This is a genomic window from Desulfitobacterium sp. (assembly GCF_034927245.1).
Classification (GTDB): Bacteria; Bacillota; Desulfitobacteriia; order Desulfitobacteriales; family Desulfitobacteriaceae; genus Desulfitobacterium_A.
On sequence record NZ_JAYFQK010000024.1, the window covers coordinates 58,281 to 74,348 of the forward strand.

17 protein-coding genes and 1 pseudogene are annotated in these 16,068 nt (G+C 43.4%); 3 read left to right on the plus strand and 15 right to left on the minus strand.

What is annotated here, in order from left to right:
- The first annotated feature begins 136 nt into the window (after positions 1–136).
- Complete coding sequence (locus tag VB077_RS07045; RefSeq protein ID WP_323414516.1) at positions 137–631, plus strand: Lrp/AsnC family transcriptional regulator; 495 nt, start codon at positions 137–139, stop codon at positions 629–631.
- Positions 628–1,788, plus strand: coding sequence for an aminotransferase class I/II-fold pyridoxal phosphate-dependent enzyme (locus VB077_RS07050; RefSeq protein ID WP_323414517.1), 1,161 nt, complete (start codon positions 628–630; stop codon positions 1,786–1,788). The genes VB077_RS07045 and VB077_RS07050 overlap by 4 nt, the downstream gene beginning before the upstream one ends.
- A gap of 65 nt (positions 1,789–1,853) precedes the next feature.
- On the opposite strand, the gene queG is transcribed toward VB077_RS07050, so the two are convergent.
- The 6 genes from queG to VB077_RS07080 all read right to left on the minus strand — a co-directional run bounded on the left by queG (position 1,854) and on the right by VB077_RS07080 (position 8,134).
- Positions 1,854–2,843 (minus strand): tRNA epoxyqueuosine(34) reductase QueG, encoded by a 990-nt coding sequence (gene queG / locus VB077_RS07055; protein WP_323414518.1) that lies wholly within the window; start codon positions 2,841–2,843, stop codon positions 1,854–1,856.
- On the minus strand, positions 2,818–3,498 hold the full coding sequence (locus VB077_RS07060; protein ID WP_323414519.1) for a flavin reductase: 681 nt from the start codon (positions 3,496–3,498) through the stop codon (positions 2,818–2,820). Before VB077_RS07060 ends, queG begins: the two co-directional genes overlap by 26 nt.
- A gap of 61 nt (positions 3,499–3,559) precedes the next feature.
- Entirely contained in the window at positions 3,560–5,140 is a 1,581-nt protein-coding gene (locus VB077_RS07065) for a CCA tRNA nucleotidyltransferase (protein WP_323414520.1), read from the minus strand.
- A gap of 23 nt (positions 5,141–5,163) precedes the next feature.
- Positions 5,164–6,045 (minus strand): diacylglycerol kinase family protein, encoded by an 882-nt coding sequence (locus VB077_RS07070; RefSeq protein ID WP_323414521.1) that lies wholly within the window; start codon positions 6,043–6,045, stop codon positions 5,164–5,166.
- Positions 6,046–6,061: 16 nt separating this feature from the next.
- Positions 6,062–7,000, minus strand: coding sequence for a D-2-hydroxyacid dehydrogenase (locus tag VB077_RS07075; RefSeq protein WP_323414522.1), 939 nt, complete (start codon positions 6,998–7,000; stop codon positions 6,062–6,064).
- A gap of 18 nt (positions 7,001–7,018) precedes the next feature.
- Positions 7,019–8,134 (minus strand): aminopeptidase, encoded by a 1,116-nt coding sequence (locus tag VB077_RS07080; RefSeq protein ID WP_323414523.1) that lies wholly within the window; start codon positions 8,132–8,134, stop codon positions 7,019–7,021.
- A 110-nt stretch (positions 8,135–8,244) separates the two neighbouring features.
- Between VB077_RS07080 and VB077_RS07085 the strand changes: the two genes are divergently transcribed.
- Positions 8,245–9,159 (plus strand): RluA family pseudouridine synthase, encoded by a 915-nt coding sequence (locus tag VB077_RS07085; protein WP_323414524.1) that lies wholly within the window; start codon positions 8,245–8,247, stop codon positions 9,157–9,159.
- Between the two features lie 56 nt (positions 9,160–9,215).
- On the opposite strand, the gene VB077_RS07090 is transcribed toward VB077_RS07085, so the two are convergent.
- The 9 genes and pseudogenes from VB077_RS07090 to VB077_RS07130 form a co-directional block, all read right to left on the minus strand.
- Positions 9,216–9,656 (minus strand): transcriptional repressor, encoded by a 441-nt coding sequence (locus VB077_RS07090; RefSeq protein ID WP_323414525.1) that lies wholly within the window; start codon positions 9,654–9,656, stop codon positions 9,216–9,218.
- Positions 9,643–10,479 (minus strand): metal ABC transporter permease, encoded by an 837-nt coding sequence (locus VB077_RS07095; protein WP_323414526.1) that lies wholly within the window; start codon positions 10,477–10,479, stop codon positions 9,643–9,645. Before VB077_RS07095 ends, VB077_RS07090 begins: the two co-directional genes overlap by 14 nt.
- Entirely contained in the window at positions 10,473–11,249 is a 777-nt protein-coding gene (locus tag VB077_RS07100) for a metal ABC transporter ATP-binding protein (protein WP_323414527.1), read from the minus strand. Before VB077_RS07100 ends, VB077_RS07095 begins: the two co-directional genes overlap by 7 nt.
- A gap of 9 nt (positions 11,250–11,258) precedes the next feature.
- Positions 11,259–12,200, minus strand: a complete 942-nt coding sequence (locus VB077_RS07105; RefSeq protein ID WP_323414528.1) for a metal ABC transporter substrate-binding protein — start codon at positions 12,198–12,200, stop codon at positions 11,259–11,261.
- A 301-nt stretch (positions 12,201–12,501) separates the two neighbouring features.
- Positions 12,502–13,887, minus strand: coding sequence for a DUF4179 domain-containing protein (locus VB077_RS07110; protein ID WP_323414529.1), 1,386 nt, complete (start codon positions 13,885–13,887; stop codon positions 12,502–12,504).
- Positions 13,880–14,413 carry an RNA polymerase sigma factor gene (locus VB077_RS07115; RefSeq protein WP_323414530.1) on the minus strand — a complete coding sequence of 178 codons (534 nt, stop codon included), beginning with the start codon at positions 14,411–14,413 and terminating at the stop codon, positions 13,880–13,882. The genes VB077_RS07110 and VB077_RS07115 overlap by 8 nt, the downstream gene beginning before the upstream one ends.
- A 246-nt stretch (positions 14,414–14,659) precedes the next feature.
- A complete protein-coding gene (gene rd, locus VB077_RS07120) occupies positions 14,660–14,851 on the minus strand; it encodes a rubredoxin (RefSeq protein WP_323414577.1) in 192 nt (63 codons plus the stop codon).
- 3 nt (positions 14,852–14,854) lie between these two features.
- Positions 14,855–15,004: pseudogene (gene rd, locus VB077_RS07125) on the minus strand (rubredoxin); the annotation flags it as partial.
- Between the two features lie 119 nt (positions 15,005–15,123).
- A complete protein-coding gene (locus VB077_RS07130; protein WP_323414531.1) occupies positions 15,124–16,041 on the minus strand; it encodes a GGDEF domain-containing protein in 918 nt (305 codons plus the stop codon).
- Positions 16,042–16,068: the final 27 nt, after the last annotated feature.

Here is a 16,068-nt window from a genome sequence, read left to right on the forward strand (position 1 = left end):
CCTTCATCGATATATTATAACCCATAATTGCTTGAATGCCCAATTTTGTTTACTTTTTCTTGTAGTAGAACAGTCGAAATGATATTATACAATTATATAATTAGAATTCAGTTTATATTGAGAGGAGGAGCCGCATTTGTTTTCCAAAGAAGACCATAACTTACTTGAACTTATTTCTCAGGATAGCCGATTAACACCTGAAGAACTTTCCATTCAAACCGGATTAGCACCGGAATATATTAAAGAACGTATCCAACAGTGGGTTGAAGACCGCGTCCTGGTTTACCGTCCGCTTGTGAATTGGGAACGAACGGGAGCTCAGACTGTTTCTGCACTGATTGAGGTTAAAGTTACTCCACAACGCGGGTTTGGCTTTGATAAAATTGCCAAACGTCTGCAAAAATACCCGGAAATACAAGCGGTTTATCTAATGTCCGGGGGATTTGATCTGACCCTTATGATTGAAGGCAAAACAATGCAGGAGGTTGCACTTTTCGTCGCCGAAAAGCTTGCACCGCTCGAACATATTCAAAGCACAGGTACTCATTTTGTTCTTCGCCGCTATAAACAAGACGGAGTTGAACTAATGGGAGAAGAAGAAGCCCTTGCTCGGCTTGTGATTTCACCGTGAAGCAATATCTTTCACCGATAGCAAGAGAGCTTCCCCCCTCCGGAATTCGTAAATTCTTTGATTTAGTCTCGACAATGAAAGACGTGATTTCCCTCGGTGTTGGCGAACCGGATTTTGTAACCCCTTGGACTGTAAGGGAAAGCGGTATTTTCTCGCTTGAGCAGGGTCAAACCATGTATACGAGCAATGCCGGTCTAATCGAACTTCGTCAGGAGCTTTCCTATTGTATGGCTCGTGATATGGGGGTAGAGTATGATCCTAAGCATCAGATTCTCATCACAGTCGGAGCCAGCGAAGCTGTCGATTTAGCCATGCGTGCCCTGCTCGGTCCTGGTGATGCTGTTCTGGTTCCGGACCCCGCTTACGTATCCTATGCTCCTTGCGCTGCTCTAGCCGGCGCTGAGGTGAATTATATCACCACTCACGCCGAAGACGGTTTCCGTTTAAAAGTCGGGGACTTAGAGAAAGCCTATACCCCCAACTGTAAAGTGTTGGTTCTTTCCTACCCCAATAACCCCACAGGAGCAATCATGACGCGCGAGGATTATTTACCTATCGCTCGTTTCGTCATTGAGCATGATTTAATCGTTTTATCCGATGAAATTTATTCCGATTTGACTTATGAAGGAACCCATACGGCTTTTGCCAGCATGCCTGATATGAGAAACCGTACCATTCATATCAGCGGCTTCTCAAAATCCTATGCCATGACTGGATGGCGTATCGGCTATGCCGCGGGGCATCCGGATTTTATTAAAGCAATGACGCGAATTCACCAATACACAATGCTTTGTGCACCCATTACCGCTCAAATTGCGGCTCTTGAAGCTTTACATTCTGCCGGAAAAGCTAAAGAGGCAATGGTATCGACCTATGACCGGCGGCGGCGATTAATGGTGCATGGTTTCCGTAAAATGGGACTGACGTGTTTCGAACCTCTCGGGGCTTTTTATACCTTCCCCAATATCTCCGCAACCGGCCTAAACTCAAACGATTTCGCCGAACAGCTTCTTCGCGAGGAAAAAGTAGCCGTTGTTCCCGGTACGGCTTTTGGACCCTCGGGTGAAGGCCATATCCGTTGTTCCTATGCTTATTCAACCGAACAGCTTGAAGAGGCCCTAAAACGCATCGAACAGTTTGTCCAAAAAAGGATTTAGGGTTAAGCATTAAATAAAACTTAAGGAACCGTTGCCAACTGATTAAAGTTTAATGGCAACGGTTCCTATTTTTTTAACTTATTCTCTTTAAGCCAGGAAATTCGGCGCTCATCCTGAAGATTTTCCATGATCCGGTAAGCATTTCTTTGCAAAATCCCTTTACCGCGCCATCCTGCGGCAGTCTTCCGGAAGCGTTCATTAAACTCCGCTTTCGTCATAATGAGTACTTGATAAGGATCTACGCCTCGGCTCATGACCTCTGCTTTCGTCCTTGTCTCTTCTTCTCGCCTAATCACGCCTTGATTATGAGGGCATACTTCCTGGCACGTATCACACCCGAAAAGGCGCCGGCCTAAACTTTCCGCTTGTTTGCCTGTTAATCTTTCTTTAGTCTGTGTAAGATAAGATAAACACTGGGAAGCATTGAAATATTTTTTTCCTAATAGTCGAGCAGGGCAAGCCCGGATACAATTTTGACATGTCCCGCATAAATTAGCGATCGGTTCATCCTGAGGAAGCTCTTGATCCAACAGCAATAATGCAAGAGCAACAAATGAACCCACACCGGGGATAATCAGTTGTTGATTATTCCCGAGCCATCCCACCCCGGAACGGAGCGCAAACCCCCGTTCATTTAATGGACCGGTATCAACTTGAAGACGGATATTATTGGAAGGCCAGCCCGCTTCAAGCAACTTCTGACTCAGTTCTTCTAACTTTATCCGCAATACGCGGTGATAATCCTCGCCTACTGCCGAACGGGATAGTACCCCTTCGTTGGCTTGAGGCTGCGCTGTCAAAGGTAAAGGATAGGCCAGAACAGCAACTGTTTTGCATTCTGGCCAAACCGCTTGGGGATTTGTTCGCAGCGTAATGTCTGTTTGCACAAACGGGGTAACATACCCCTCGTTTATTGACTCTCCAAGATAAAGGGCAAGTTCCTTTAAAGGTTGAGCTCCTGTAAACCCAACCTTGATAAAACCCAAGCTCTCCGCCAATTCACGAAAACGTGCCTTCCATAAGAATTGTTTATTTTGTTGCTCGGAAATAAGCATATGTCATTGGTTCTCCTTCATTGAGAAGCTCCGCATGAACAACATCGGCTAAAAATAAGGTATGGGTTCCCGCGTCAAGCTGCCCAATCACTCGCGCTTCGAGCGTAGCACTGACATCATCTAGCAGCATCACTCCGGTTTGCCCGCGATGGGTGTAAACTCCCTCAAATTTATTGATGCCCCGGCCTGAACGGTATCCAAATTTTCGGGCAAAATCATGACCTTTTTGGTCAAGGATCGATACCCCAAAATACCCGCTCTTCGAGATCAGCTCATGAGTATAGTTATTCTTATTAATCCCTATTGCGATTCGAGCCGGATCTGAAGTGATCTGGAAGCAGGTATTTGCACACTGTCCGTTATCTTTGCCGTCATATTGCGCTGTAATAATATAGAGCCCATAAGAAATCTTGTAGAGAGCATGACGAATCTCTTCTTCGGGTGTCAAGTTTTTGATGTTTAATTGTTCCGAAGTGTGAGGAGTCTTGACTTGTGCTTCGGTTCCAGATGATTGAGCCTGAGATTGTGCTTCCGATTGTGAACTGCTGATCTCTTCAAAAAGACTTGCATCAACCCCACACACAGGACAAGTTTCCGGGGGATTATCACCCGTATGTACATAACCGCATACAGTACAACGCCATTGTTTTTCCAAAGTTTCCACATCCTCACCTAAAGTTCTTTTATTATTCAATTTTAGATTTTATAACCATAGTTTAGCGGTTATTCAACCTATTGACAAGTTTGAATTTCTGATACTCCTTTTCAAGAAAGCCTAGGTTATCCGGTTGGTACCTTTCATTGAGCATAACCGCCGTAAGAACCGTTTCTTTAAACTCACCAATCTCTTTGCCCATGAGCTGTTTTCCACGCACAAAGGGTTCCAGCTGCGTCCAATCCAATTCCCGCTTACGCTCTTCTAAATCCTCAGCAGTAACCCTAATCTTTGCTTGCAGTTTATTGAAAATTTCCTCGTCCTGCGGTTCACGTTGTTTCCCGCCGAAAAAATCGGCTCGCCAAAGATCCAGTAGGTTTAATACGCGTTCTTTGCGGTATTCTCGGCCATTCCATCCTTTTTCCCAAGCAAAGCGCCGCACTTTATCCTGAACGTAAGCAGGGTTTCCTTCGCCTCTTAACTCTGACATAAAGGCTAACGTTCCGCTCATATGGTTTTCAATGACCCAAAGCAATTCTTTCTCTCCAAACGGATCGGAGCCAAGGATCATAGAAAAGCGAAAGCGTTGTAAAATCTGACGAACCAATCGGGCACTCTCCCTTTCATGACCAAGAAAGTGCCGCTTGCCATCAACCACCCATTCGAACCCGATTTTTCTCCCGGTTACTTTACGGATATGTTTAACTTGGATTTTGCGCGGGTAAAAATCCAGCCGTGCACCGTGAACTTCCACGTACTGTCCGCGATAGCGCATAAGCTGCTTTCCCATAATTTGAAACTCGTTGATATAAAACTCCTTTTCCGAGCCCTCTAATTTTCCCCATACATAACATTCGCGGCTGGCGGTTTCCCATTTTCCAATGTCATGAAAAAGCCCCGCTAAGCGCAAGAAGATTTGAGGAGGAGTATTTTTCACAACATACAGCGTGTGTTCCCAAGCATCTTTCGCATGATACTTGTTTTGGACTAATCCCTTTAAACGTGCAAGCTCCGGAACATAAACCTGCCAGTAGCCGATTTCGTCTAAAAGGCGCAGGGCTTCTTCTACAGAATTAAGAACCATAATCCGCCCCAGTTCTTCTGTGACCCTTTCACTGGCAACCCCTGTTAAACGATCCATCAAAACACCGGCAGCCTTTTTCGTTTCTTCCTCAAGTTCCAGCTGATATTTAACCTTAAATCGAACCATCCGCAAGATTCGAATAGGGTCTTCCATGATCCGCTCAGAAGGATCTCCGCAAGCACAAAGTCTCTTTTCCTGTAAATCCTTTTGACCTCCTAAAGGATCCAGATATTCTCCGCTTTGGATATCCTGATATATCGCATTGATGGTAAAATCACGACGAAGTGCATCTGCTTTTAAATTTTGTGTAAGCTGGGTAAAATCAATACGCTCACCACCCAAAAAGAGACTTAGCGTTAAAAATTGAGCACCTATCCTAAGAGGACGGTAGCCCCAGCCTTCTAACGTCTGCTGAAGCTTCTCTAAGTCTAGTTCAGTTACAACATCGATATCTTTTGCTGTAAATCCCAAAAGCTGATCGCGCACCGCTCCACCGACGAGATAGGCACGGGTAACTTTACTTAGTTTGGTCAAAAGCTCTTTCTGAGAAGGAGTCATTGAAATCCTCCCTTGCGTTTATTTCAGCATAACACTTTAATTTTAGGGCCTACCTTAATTTCCCATGGGCTGTTTGGTCCCCATTCACCATCAAGATCCGAACTTGACTCACGATCACAAGTGATCCGTAAATACTCCGTCTGAAACTGAACAACCTTTTCGCTTTTCATTTTTCCCCTGCCGACAGCCTTTAACAACAGCCGCATTGTTTCAGGCCAGCCGCTCAGTTTGACTATGAGGAAATCCAGTTTGCCATCACTGAGGGAGGCCATTGGCACAAGTTGTTTAAATCCCCCTACTGATAAACCATTTACCGCAAGAATTAGTAAGGCATCTTCAGAATACAGGTGCCCATCATGTTCAAATTCCACGTGAAAAGGACGAAAACTCGGAAGCGTCTCCAGTCCCTTTAAGTAATACGCTAATTGGCCGAGACTGTTTTTCATGTGAATGTCGACCAAAGGGGAAACATCGGTAAGTAATCCCGCACTGGCTACATTTACAAAATAGCGTTCATTGACCATTCCCAGATCCATTTCAAGAATCTTGTCCCGGTTAATCACCTTACATGCCTCTGCCCGCGCTTTTGGCAATTTTAAGGCATAAGCAAGGTCATTTGCTGTTCCTACGGGTAGAATACCCAAAACAGGCCGTTTTTGCTCATCAATTTTCATTAAACCATTGACCGCCTGATGAACACTTCCATCTCCCCCTGCAATCACAAGCGTATCCACATCCTGCGACTGTGCGGCAGTCTGTTCGATATCTTTCGGAGACTCTGTCCGATGAATACAGACTTCATATCCACCCTCTTGAAAGATGCGGATCACGTCATCCAGCTCGCCGGCCAATCTTCGCCGACCTGCAAAAGGGTTATAGATCAATCGTAATTTCTTTTGACTCATCGTCTACTCCTTAGAATTAGTAACCGTTTTCAAGGTTAATATGATTAATCATGGTGCTTGTATTCGGATATTCCCGAATATTCTTAAGAAAAACGTCATACATTCGTTTCGTATATTGTGGGGATCTTCCCGCAATATGCGGAGTAAGAAAAACATTATCCATTGTCCAGAAGGGACTTGTTTCCGGTAAAGGTTCAGTTGTAAAGACATCCAGCGCAGCCCCTTGAACTTTCCCCGTTTGCAAAGCTTGGACAAGGGCTTCCTCATCCACGACAGGTCCCCGAGCTACATTGATAAAATAGGCGCCTTCCTTCATTTGATTAAAACGTTCGGCATTGAAGAAGCGGTTCGTTTTAGGGGTTAAGGGAAGAAGCGCAACCACAATATCGCTCTCCTTTAAAAACCCTTCAATATCCTCCAGCCTTCCGACACGATCAAAGCCCGGATGGCTTTTCCCGCTTTGGGATATTCCCCAAACCTTCATGCCAAAGGCGTGGCATTTTTCGGCTACTGTAATTCCAATGGTTCCTGCTCCAACGATACAAACCGTTTTCCCATTCATTTCATTAATCTTGAGCTTGGCGCTCCAAACCTTTTGATCTTGTTGGTGCATAACTGTTCTTCCCTGTCTTAAGAGGTTCAAAATACTCCAAATCACATGTTCAGCCATCTGAATAGAGTGGGCTCCTCTAACATTCGTCAATAAAATTTCTTTTGCCGCAAAAGCTTTGAGGGGAAGTTGATCCACGCCGGCAGCCATCGCCTGAATCCATTTTAAGTTTGGGTAAAGCTCCAACGTCTGCTCGGTTATATCCCAGCCATAAGTCAATAATGCTTCTGCCTGCTCATCCGGCTCTGTGAATTGTTTTGCAACTTCTATACTCAAATCCGGACGAACAGCTTTCGCCTGCTCTATCTGTTCCGGTTTTAGTGACATTGTGCTGATGATTTTCAAAAAATATACTCCCCTCTACTATTTAAGATTTTCCGGATTAAGTCCTTCCAGCTCAGGGATTACAAACCGGCCGTCCTTTCGAATTAAAACATCGTCAAAATAGATTTCTCCACCGCCGTACTCGGGACGTTGGATGCATACTAAGTCCCAGTGGATCGCTGATTTATTCCCGTTTGAGCAGTCATCATAACAGGATCCGGGTGTAAAATGAAAGCTTCCATCAATCTTCTCATCGAATAAAGTATCTTTCATCGGTGTGAGAATGTATGGGTTAACACCTATTGCAAACTCACCTATATAACGTGCACCTTCATCCGTGTTAAACACATCTTCGATCCGCTCAGTATCATTTGCGGTCGCTTTCACGATTTTTCCGTTTTGGAACTCTAAAACGATTGAATCAAAGGTAAAGCCTTGATAAACCGCCTGAGTGTTGTAAGAAATCCGGCCATTGACGGAATCCTTTACCGGCGCGGTATACACTTCCCCATCGGGTATATTCAGGTGCCCATCACATTTTATTGCATTTAATCCTTTAATCGAGAAGGTTAAGTCCGTTCCCGGCCCCACTATTCGCACCCTGTCGGTACGATCCATTAAAGCTTTCAGCGGGTCCATCGCCTGAGACATTTTTTGATAATCTAAGTTACAGACTTTAAAATAGAAATCTTCAAATCCTTCAATGCTCAAATTTGCGGATTGTGCCATTGCCGCATTCGGATAACGCATGACAACCCAGCGTGTATGCGGCACACGCTGATCAGAATGGACCGGCTTTGAATAATATTTTTGATAAATTCTCATTTTATCCGCAGGCACATCGGCATATTCATTGGCATTTTCCCCGGCCCGAATACCCACATAAGCTTGCATCTCTTTCATTTGGGCCAGATCCCAACTCGCCATGGCCTGAGCTTGCTCTTGAGAAATTCCTTTGAGAATTTCCCGAAGTAAGGTATGATTATGAACAGTAAGGAAAGGGACTCCGCCGGCTTGGTAGGCATATTTGACTAAAGCTTGGGCCAGCGGAATTTCCAATCCATTGACTTCAATTAGAATTTTCTCGCCCGGTTTTAAGCCGATGGAGTAGTTAATAATGCTATCTGCTAATTGATCTATGCGTAAATCTTTCATTTGAATTCCTTCCTTCTTATATCCGGCTTAAACGAATGTTTGTTTTTTCTATATATTTCACTTTATATTTCTCTTTAACCTACAAATTTTCCTGCTTTAAAGGAGCTGCCATGATAAAAGACGATCTTTGGGAATATACGCTGCAAGTTCAAGACAATGGTAAAAAATATCTGGATATTCTTGCTCACAAATTTCATTTTTCACGGAATCTACTGCAAAAGCTTAAGCAAGGTGAACACGCATGGGCTAACGGGAAATTTACTTACCTTTCTTCCCGCGGGCACACCGGCGATATTCTTACGCTTCAGCTTCAGATGGAAGAACCGCCAAATATCCCAGGTGAGCTTCTCCCCCTGGATATTCTTTTTGAAGATGATTTTTTGCTCATTATCAATAAACCGCCCGGTCAAGTCGTTCATCCTAATTCTCGGTATCCTAAAGGAACATTAGGCAATGCTGTCGTTGGATATTGGAATTCTAAAGGCACCCCCCATCCCTTCCGTCCTGTCCACCGTATTGATCGAAATACCTCAGGAATTGTGGTTATTGCCAAAAATCGTTTTGCTCATCAACAATTAGCTTATCAACTGGAGCATAAACTCATCCAAAAGGAATACATCGGTATCGTTCACGGACAAGTCCAAGAAAGCCAGGGCATTATCAATCAACCCATCGGCTTAGCTCCGGGAAGCTTTGTCCAACGCATTGTTTCCCCGGATGGTTTGCCTGCACTGACTCGTTATCAAGTGCTGGCACGTTATCCTCAGGCAACTTTAATGAAATTCGTGCTGGATACGGGACGGACACACCAAATTCGTGCACACTGCCAATTTCTCGGTCACCCGCTGATCGGAGATGATTTATACGGAGGGGAGCGCCGTATTTTACAACGGCAGGCCCTTCATTCCTTTCTCTATGGTTTTTATCATCCGGCAACCGAGGCTTGGGTATCTTTCCGTGCCCCCTGGCCCCGGGACCTAATTGACCTCGTTCTTAGACTTAACCCAAAGCATATCATATTTTAAAGGTGTTGGACACTAATTTAAGCAAAAGGCAGGAGCTTTCTCCTGCCTTTTGCTTATTATTGTTTTCTTAGCTTGCAATCATGGCAATAGCCGTAAATCTCAAGATTATGACCGGTAACATCGAAATCCATCTTGTCATGCAATTCTTTTTCAAACCCTTCAAGAGGACAATCGGCAAGTGGAATCATTTTATGGCAAGTCACACAAACAAAACAATGTTTATGCTCATTATGTCTGAGTTCATAACGTGCTTTATCCTCACCCATAATCATTATCTTTCGAACGATCTCCCTCTCGGTCAACATTTCCAGCGTTCGATAAATAGTAGACAGCCAAATCGAGGTATTGTTCTCTTTTAAAAGAAGGAAAATCTCATCGGCCGTTAAAGCTGTCTCCGATTGTTCAAGAATTTCCAGAATCGCTTTTCGATGTTTGGTCCGTTTAACTCCTTCTTTTGCCAGAAGCTCATCAATATCGCCGTTGTTATTGTCCTGCATAAAAATCATTCCTATTCCGCAAGATGTTTGATAAATTCTTAGAAATCAAAACTCCAATAAGCGTTATAACCCCAACTAAAACAATCGTGCCCCCAGGTTTAAGGTTAGCATAGTATGAAATATAAAGTCCAGTTGTTGTAAAAAACAACGCGAAAATAATGGCTAAGACAACAGTCTGCTTATAGCTTTTAGAAATCTGCATTGCACACGCTACCGGCAATACCATTAACGAGGAAATCACCAGCGTTCCAACCGTCCGCGCAGAAACTGAAACCGTTACCGCGGTCAGCAGAGTAAAAATAAAATTAACAACCTTTATGGGGACCCCCGCCAGACGAGCGGATTCTTCATCAAAGGTCGTATAAAACAGCTCTTTAAATAAAAGGATAAAGGCTAACATCACGATAATGCTTAAGGCAATCACCAGGTAAAGCTCGAAATCACTAATCGCGACGATACTTCCAAAAAGAAAACTGTTAAAATTGGCGCTATTTTTTACAAAACCGGAGAGAATACCGGCCAGCCCAATTCCAGTTGACATAATGATGGCTATAGCAATATCGGCATATCTGGGAAAAGCTTTGCGGACTTCTTCTATTCCAAAAGCCGCCAAAATCGAAAATACAACCGCACCAAGGATTGGGTTTATCCCTAAGACCAACCCCGCCGCGATACCAGCCAGAGAATTATGGGAAAGTGCATCTCCCGTCATCGAGAGCCTTCTGAGCACAACGATAACACCGATGCATGGTGTAATTATAGCAATCAGAATTCCTGTGATAAAAGCCCGCCGCATAAAATCATATTGAAAAATATCTAGCATTGAGATACCTCTTTGTAACAGTTCTTACAATTGTGGTTATGGAGATTGACACTATACCCGTATAATTCTGTAGCAAACTCCTTCGTTATTCCCTCTCTGGGATCATGAATAAACATCCCATTCTCACCTAAACAAACGAGTTTATTGGCATGAACTGTAATCGCGCTGATATCATGGGTGACCATCACAATTGTCAGTCCCAGTTCCCGATTGAGCCTCCCCAGTAAACCATAGACTGCTTCTTCGGATCGGGCATCGATTCCCACCGTCGGCTCATCCAAAAACATGATTTCGGGATCATTGGCAAGGACGCGGGCAATAAAAACCCTCTGCTGCTGTCCCCCGGAAAGATTACCGATTAATCGTTTACCGTAATTCTGCATTCCCACAAGTTCAAGGGCTTCATAGACCTTTTTCATATGTGACTTGTTCGGGAATCTGAACAGACCAATCTTGGAATAAAGATTAGCCGCAACAACTTCCTCGACCGTAGCCGGGAAACTTGAATTAAAAGAATTGGCCTTTTGAGATACATATCCCACCTTATCCCACCGTTTAAAGGTTTTTACATTCTCGCCCAAGATCTTAACTTCCCCGCTCAGCGGGTCCATAATCTTAAGCAGGAGCTTGATCAACGTGCTTTTTCCTGTCCCATTCGCCCCAATAATTCCTAAGTAATCCCCTTTTTCTACGGAAAACGAGATATCCTTCAGAATTAAATTATTGTTATATCCAAAATTCAAATGATTAACTTCAATTACCATCGTCATCTTTCTTCCTTACTGCAGGGCTTGCTTTAAAACTTTAAGATTATCCCGCATAACTGAAAAATAATCTTTGCCAGCCTGCTGACCACTATCCGTTGAGCCCTCAAAAGGATTCAAGACCGCTGTAGCTGCTCCTGTTTCCTGAGCGATCGTTTGGGCAACCTTCGGACTCACTAATTCTTCAAAGAAAATATATTTAAGCTGCTTTTCCCGGGCAAACTCTACGATTTCCGCCATTCTGGCCGGTGACGGTTCTGAATCGGCTGAAATTCCTTCGATTGCGACTTGATTCAAGCCATAAGCATTGCATAAATAGCTAAAGGCTTGGTGAGCAACAACGATATCTTTTTTGCTAAACTGAGCGACAGCACTTTTATATTCCTGATCTAATTGATCCAGCTGTGCGGCATTATCCTCATAATTCTTTTCATAATAATCTTTATTGGCAGGGTCAATACTGACCAAAGCGTCCTTAATGGCACCCATTTCCACTTTGGCAGACATAGGATCTAACCAAACATGCGGATCTGTCCCTTTATTTTTTGCTCCATCTGTATTATTTAAAAGCTTAACTTCCTTTGACGCCTCGACCGTTTTCAGTTTTTCAGGGTTGATGGAATTGAGTACTTTATCCAACCACGGTTCCATCCCCGCACCATTATAGATGAGTACATCAGCCTTCTCCAGATCTGCGATATCACTGGGCGTTGGCTCCCATTCATGAGGTTCCGTACCCGCCGGAACAAGATTTTTCAGTATGATCTTATCACCTGCGATTTTCTGGGTAAAATCATACATGGGATAGACGCTGGTATAGACTGTAAGCTTATGATCAGTGTCTGAAGCCGAGCCGGTGCCTAAGGAATTTGTTGTACTGTTTATTGCCCCGCAGCCCGTAATAACTAAGGCACTTAAAAGCAAACCAATAATTAAACCCACTTTTATTCTTTTCATCGATAACCATCCTTAACGGTATTTGCAAATCATTCGCATTCGCATTGCACTAAATTATTATAATAGTCTTGCCGAAAATATGCAATATAAAACAAATGAAATAAAGAAAACTTGCTTGCGCCAAGCCTTAGCGCGAGCGGCCGCTTCTCGCCGTCCATGGCTTCAGCGGCACTTGGCCGTCCATGGCCTTCGGAAGCTTAGTTGCACTTAGAGTTTATCTTCCCAAAACTTATACTTTCCGTTAGTATAAAAAAAGCAGCTGGTCCACAAAGTGACCAGCTCTCTTTCATTTTGCAACTTACTATTCACTTAACTCAATGTGTATGGCTTCCTTTTCGTTGAGCTTTGTAGAACGTGTGAAGTAACCCACCTTCTTCACCTTAGAAATATCTTCTTCAGTGGCATTTTGGAATGTACAGGTTATAGTGATTTCCCCTGTTTCTCGGTTGTAGTATGAATTCTGATAGACGTCAAAGTCAAATTGTTCACCCTTTTCATCCAGAAATATTAAATTGGGTTCTGCTATAGGCACCGCCCCCACTTGATGGAAAGTGGCCACTGCTTTTTCGGTCGTTATCTCCAGCTTATCCATCACAAATCCACCCAGCTCACCCTGGGGCATTGGAATGGGATCGTTGCCGATGTCTACCGTTACTAACTTCGGTGCCGGCAAACCATCATCGTCATCCCCAGTAACAATGGGAATAAGAGTAAGCTCCTTCATATCTGTTCTGCCGCCAAGAAATTCAAAGCTATTTGTAGCCTTTGTAAAAAAGTTACCGCCATAAGTTGCAGCCGGGATCATGGTCAGATATTCGCCCCGGTCATCTTTAAGGACAAATTGGTAGAAAGTATTTTTTGCTCGTTCACTGATAACTATCTGGTTGCCAAAGGGTGAAATGGATACCTTTTCTACCGTTATGTCATGCTTGTATTCCCCATTCCAGCCTGAAGTTACTTGAGCTTTAAGCTTTGGCGTAACAGTTAAGCTTTCCACTGCAACTTTGCTTTTATCAACGCTAAGCGGAATATGCCATTGACCTTCTTTGCCAAAAATACCGTCGGTATACAATTCCAGGTTCATTCGATCTTCTAATGTACCCATCACAGCAAAACGCTGCATTCCTTTAAGAGTGTACGCATCCTCTAAGTAAGCCTCTACTTCATTTTGGGCAGGGGGTTCAATGTAGCGGCCATCCTCTTTAAACCAGAAGATCGGTGCGGTCCAATTCAGACGCCACTGCTTTAGATCGTTCTCATCTCCAAGCAATTGGATAGGCTCTTCACTTTTGATAGTATAGAACACATTGATATAATTATCATCTACCGCTAAATTATCGATTGTTACAGTAATTCCTTGGTCAGTAGCAGAAACTCCGACTTGGCTGTTATATTGCTCATAGATGGCCTGCTGGGATAGGTATTTGAAATCCCGAGGTGCGTTAAAATAGCTAATCACTCCACTGGTCATATCCGATACAACAGGAGAAGCAACCGCAGTCGATGCAAAGACGATAAAACCGGCTGCAATCAAGAATATTTTCCTGGGGACTTTCCTTAATCGCGGTGGGTTGTCAGATAAATTTTTCATTAAGGAATCTATCCTTTCCGAAAATTCTGGGGGAACACTGAAAGGTTCATTCATTGCTTTGCTCTTTAAAAGATTATCAAATCTTCGATCATCCATTTATTCCATGCCCCCACTCTTCAATTAACAAGACTTTTAACTTTTGCCTGGCCCGGGCTAAACGGGATTTTACCGTACCTGAAGGCAAACCCAGAGTTTTACTAATCTCCTTGATACTCATATCTTCATAATAAAAAAGTACGGTTATGGTGCGAAATTCTTCATCGAGATGACTAACTACACTCCACAATTCCCTCAAGTCACTGCACGCCTTTTCTTCGGGAATCTCCATATCTTCTATGTACAACACTTTCTTTCGCTGATTGGCTAAACTATAAGCCTCGTTAATAAGGATTTTCATTATCCAGGGTTTAAAGCTAGCATAGGATCGGAGACTGTCCAAATTTTTGTAAGCCTTCAAAATAGCCTCGCCAGTCGCATCCTCAGCATCATCATCATTGCGAAGAATACTTTTGGCCAAACGAAACATATTTATTTTATAGTCGTTTATAAAAGTACAGAACTTTTCTTTCCTCCCCTTAACCGACTGATCAAAGCCAAGATTAAAGTGAACATTTCTAACCACTATGGGTACCCCCTCGGTTCCTGCCCTTTCCAAAACCGCCTCACCTCAGTTGAATTATTTCGTCTAGACACCTGATAGATGATTTGGCAAGGGAAAAGGTTCCCAACATTTAAAATTTGTTAGCTTTATCATATCAGGCTTTCCTGCTGCATTGAGGTCATCCTGAGCATATGCCAAAGATCTTTTTTCAGGGCAAAAAAAGCTTGTAATAAAAAAGAAGCGGGCCATTGGCCCGCCTCACTTGGATCATTCTTGAACAACTTCAAATTCTGCTTTTGTGACACCACACAAAGGACAAACCCAATCATCCGGAATATCCTCAAATGCTGTTCCCGGGGCAATTCCTCCCTCGGGATCGCCTTGAGCGGGGTCGTAAATATACCCGCAACCTGTACATAAATACCGTTTTGTTTTTGTTACTTCTTTGTTCTCATCAATAACTTCAAATTCAGCTTTTGTTACCCCACATAAGGGACAAACCCAATCATCCGGAATGTCCTCGAACGCTGTTCCCGGGGCAATGCCCCCCTCGGGATCGCCCAGGGCGGGATCGTAGACATACCCACAACCGGGGCATAAATACTTGTTCATGTTACATCCTCCTCATGTCCTTAACTAACTGCTGTATGATCAACTTTGTTCCCTATTCTACAAATCCCTTTTAATTCCTGCTCAATTCGCTTAGTTTTCAAATAATTCTCTAAGTTCAGTCACTCCACTCGATTCCTGCCTTTTCTTTTAGCTGCATAAAGGGCCTTGTCCGTGCATTCAATTAAATCTATCAAGGTATCACCCTCAGAGGGAATAATACTGCATATACCAAAGCTTGCGGTAACTTTTATCACGTGCGTACCGCAAATAAACGTTTTACCTTCAATCTGTTTACGCATCTGTTCGGCGATTTCATGAGTCTTTTCTAAACCGGCACCGGGAAGACAAATTAGGAACTCTTCGCCCCCAAACCGTGCTACCCAGTCACTTTCCCTATGAATACAGCTTAACAGTATTTCCGCAAAGGATTTTAAAACGCCATCCCCTGCCGCGTGGCCAAAAGTATCATTAACATTTTTAAAGAAATCAATGTCAGCCATTATTACGGATAGATTTTGCCCCAATTTCTTGGCCGCATCAAGATTAACCGGCAATCTTTCGTTAATAAAACGCCGATTATACAATCCCGTCAGTGAGTCATGCAAAGCGATGTAGTTCAAGTCATCAATAAGACCGCGCAGAATTGTGAATTGGGTCTTATTACTTTCATTTTCAAAAATCATACCTTTAGTAGCATCTTTAAACATTTCGAGGACGAATTTTTGATTTTTCCACTGGATAGGAGTTGCCATGATTAAAAATATCTTTGTGGGAGTATGGCCGATCTTAAAAATGCTCTCATTCTCGTTGATGGCACGCATCGAAATACAATTTTTGCAACATTTTTCGTTTTCCCATATCCCATAACATTCCGTTCCGGGATTCAAGTGGTATTCTCCCCGTTCCACAATAACCTGATGGGTAATCGGTTCGACGATCCGAATGTATTCATACATCTTCTCAACGACACTGAACGTATCTAATAGGTTCTCGAGTTGGTCTTTAATATCTTCTAAGCATTGCTTATCTTCCGACATAAACCTTCCCCCTACCCACCCCTATTA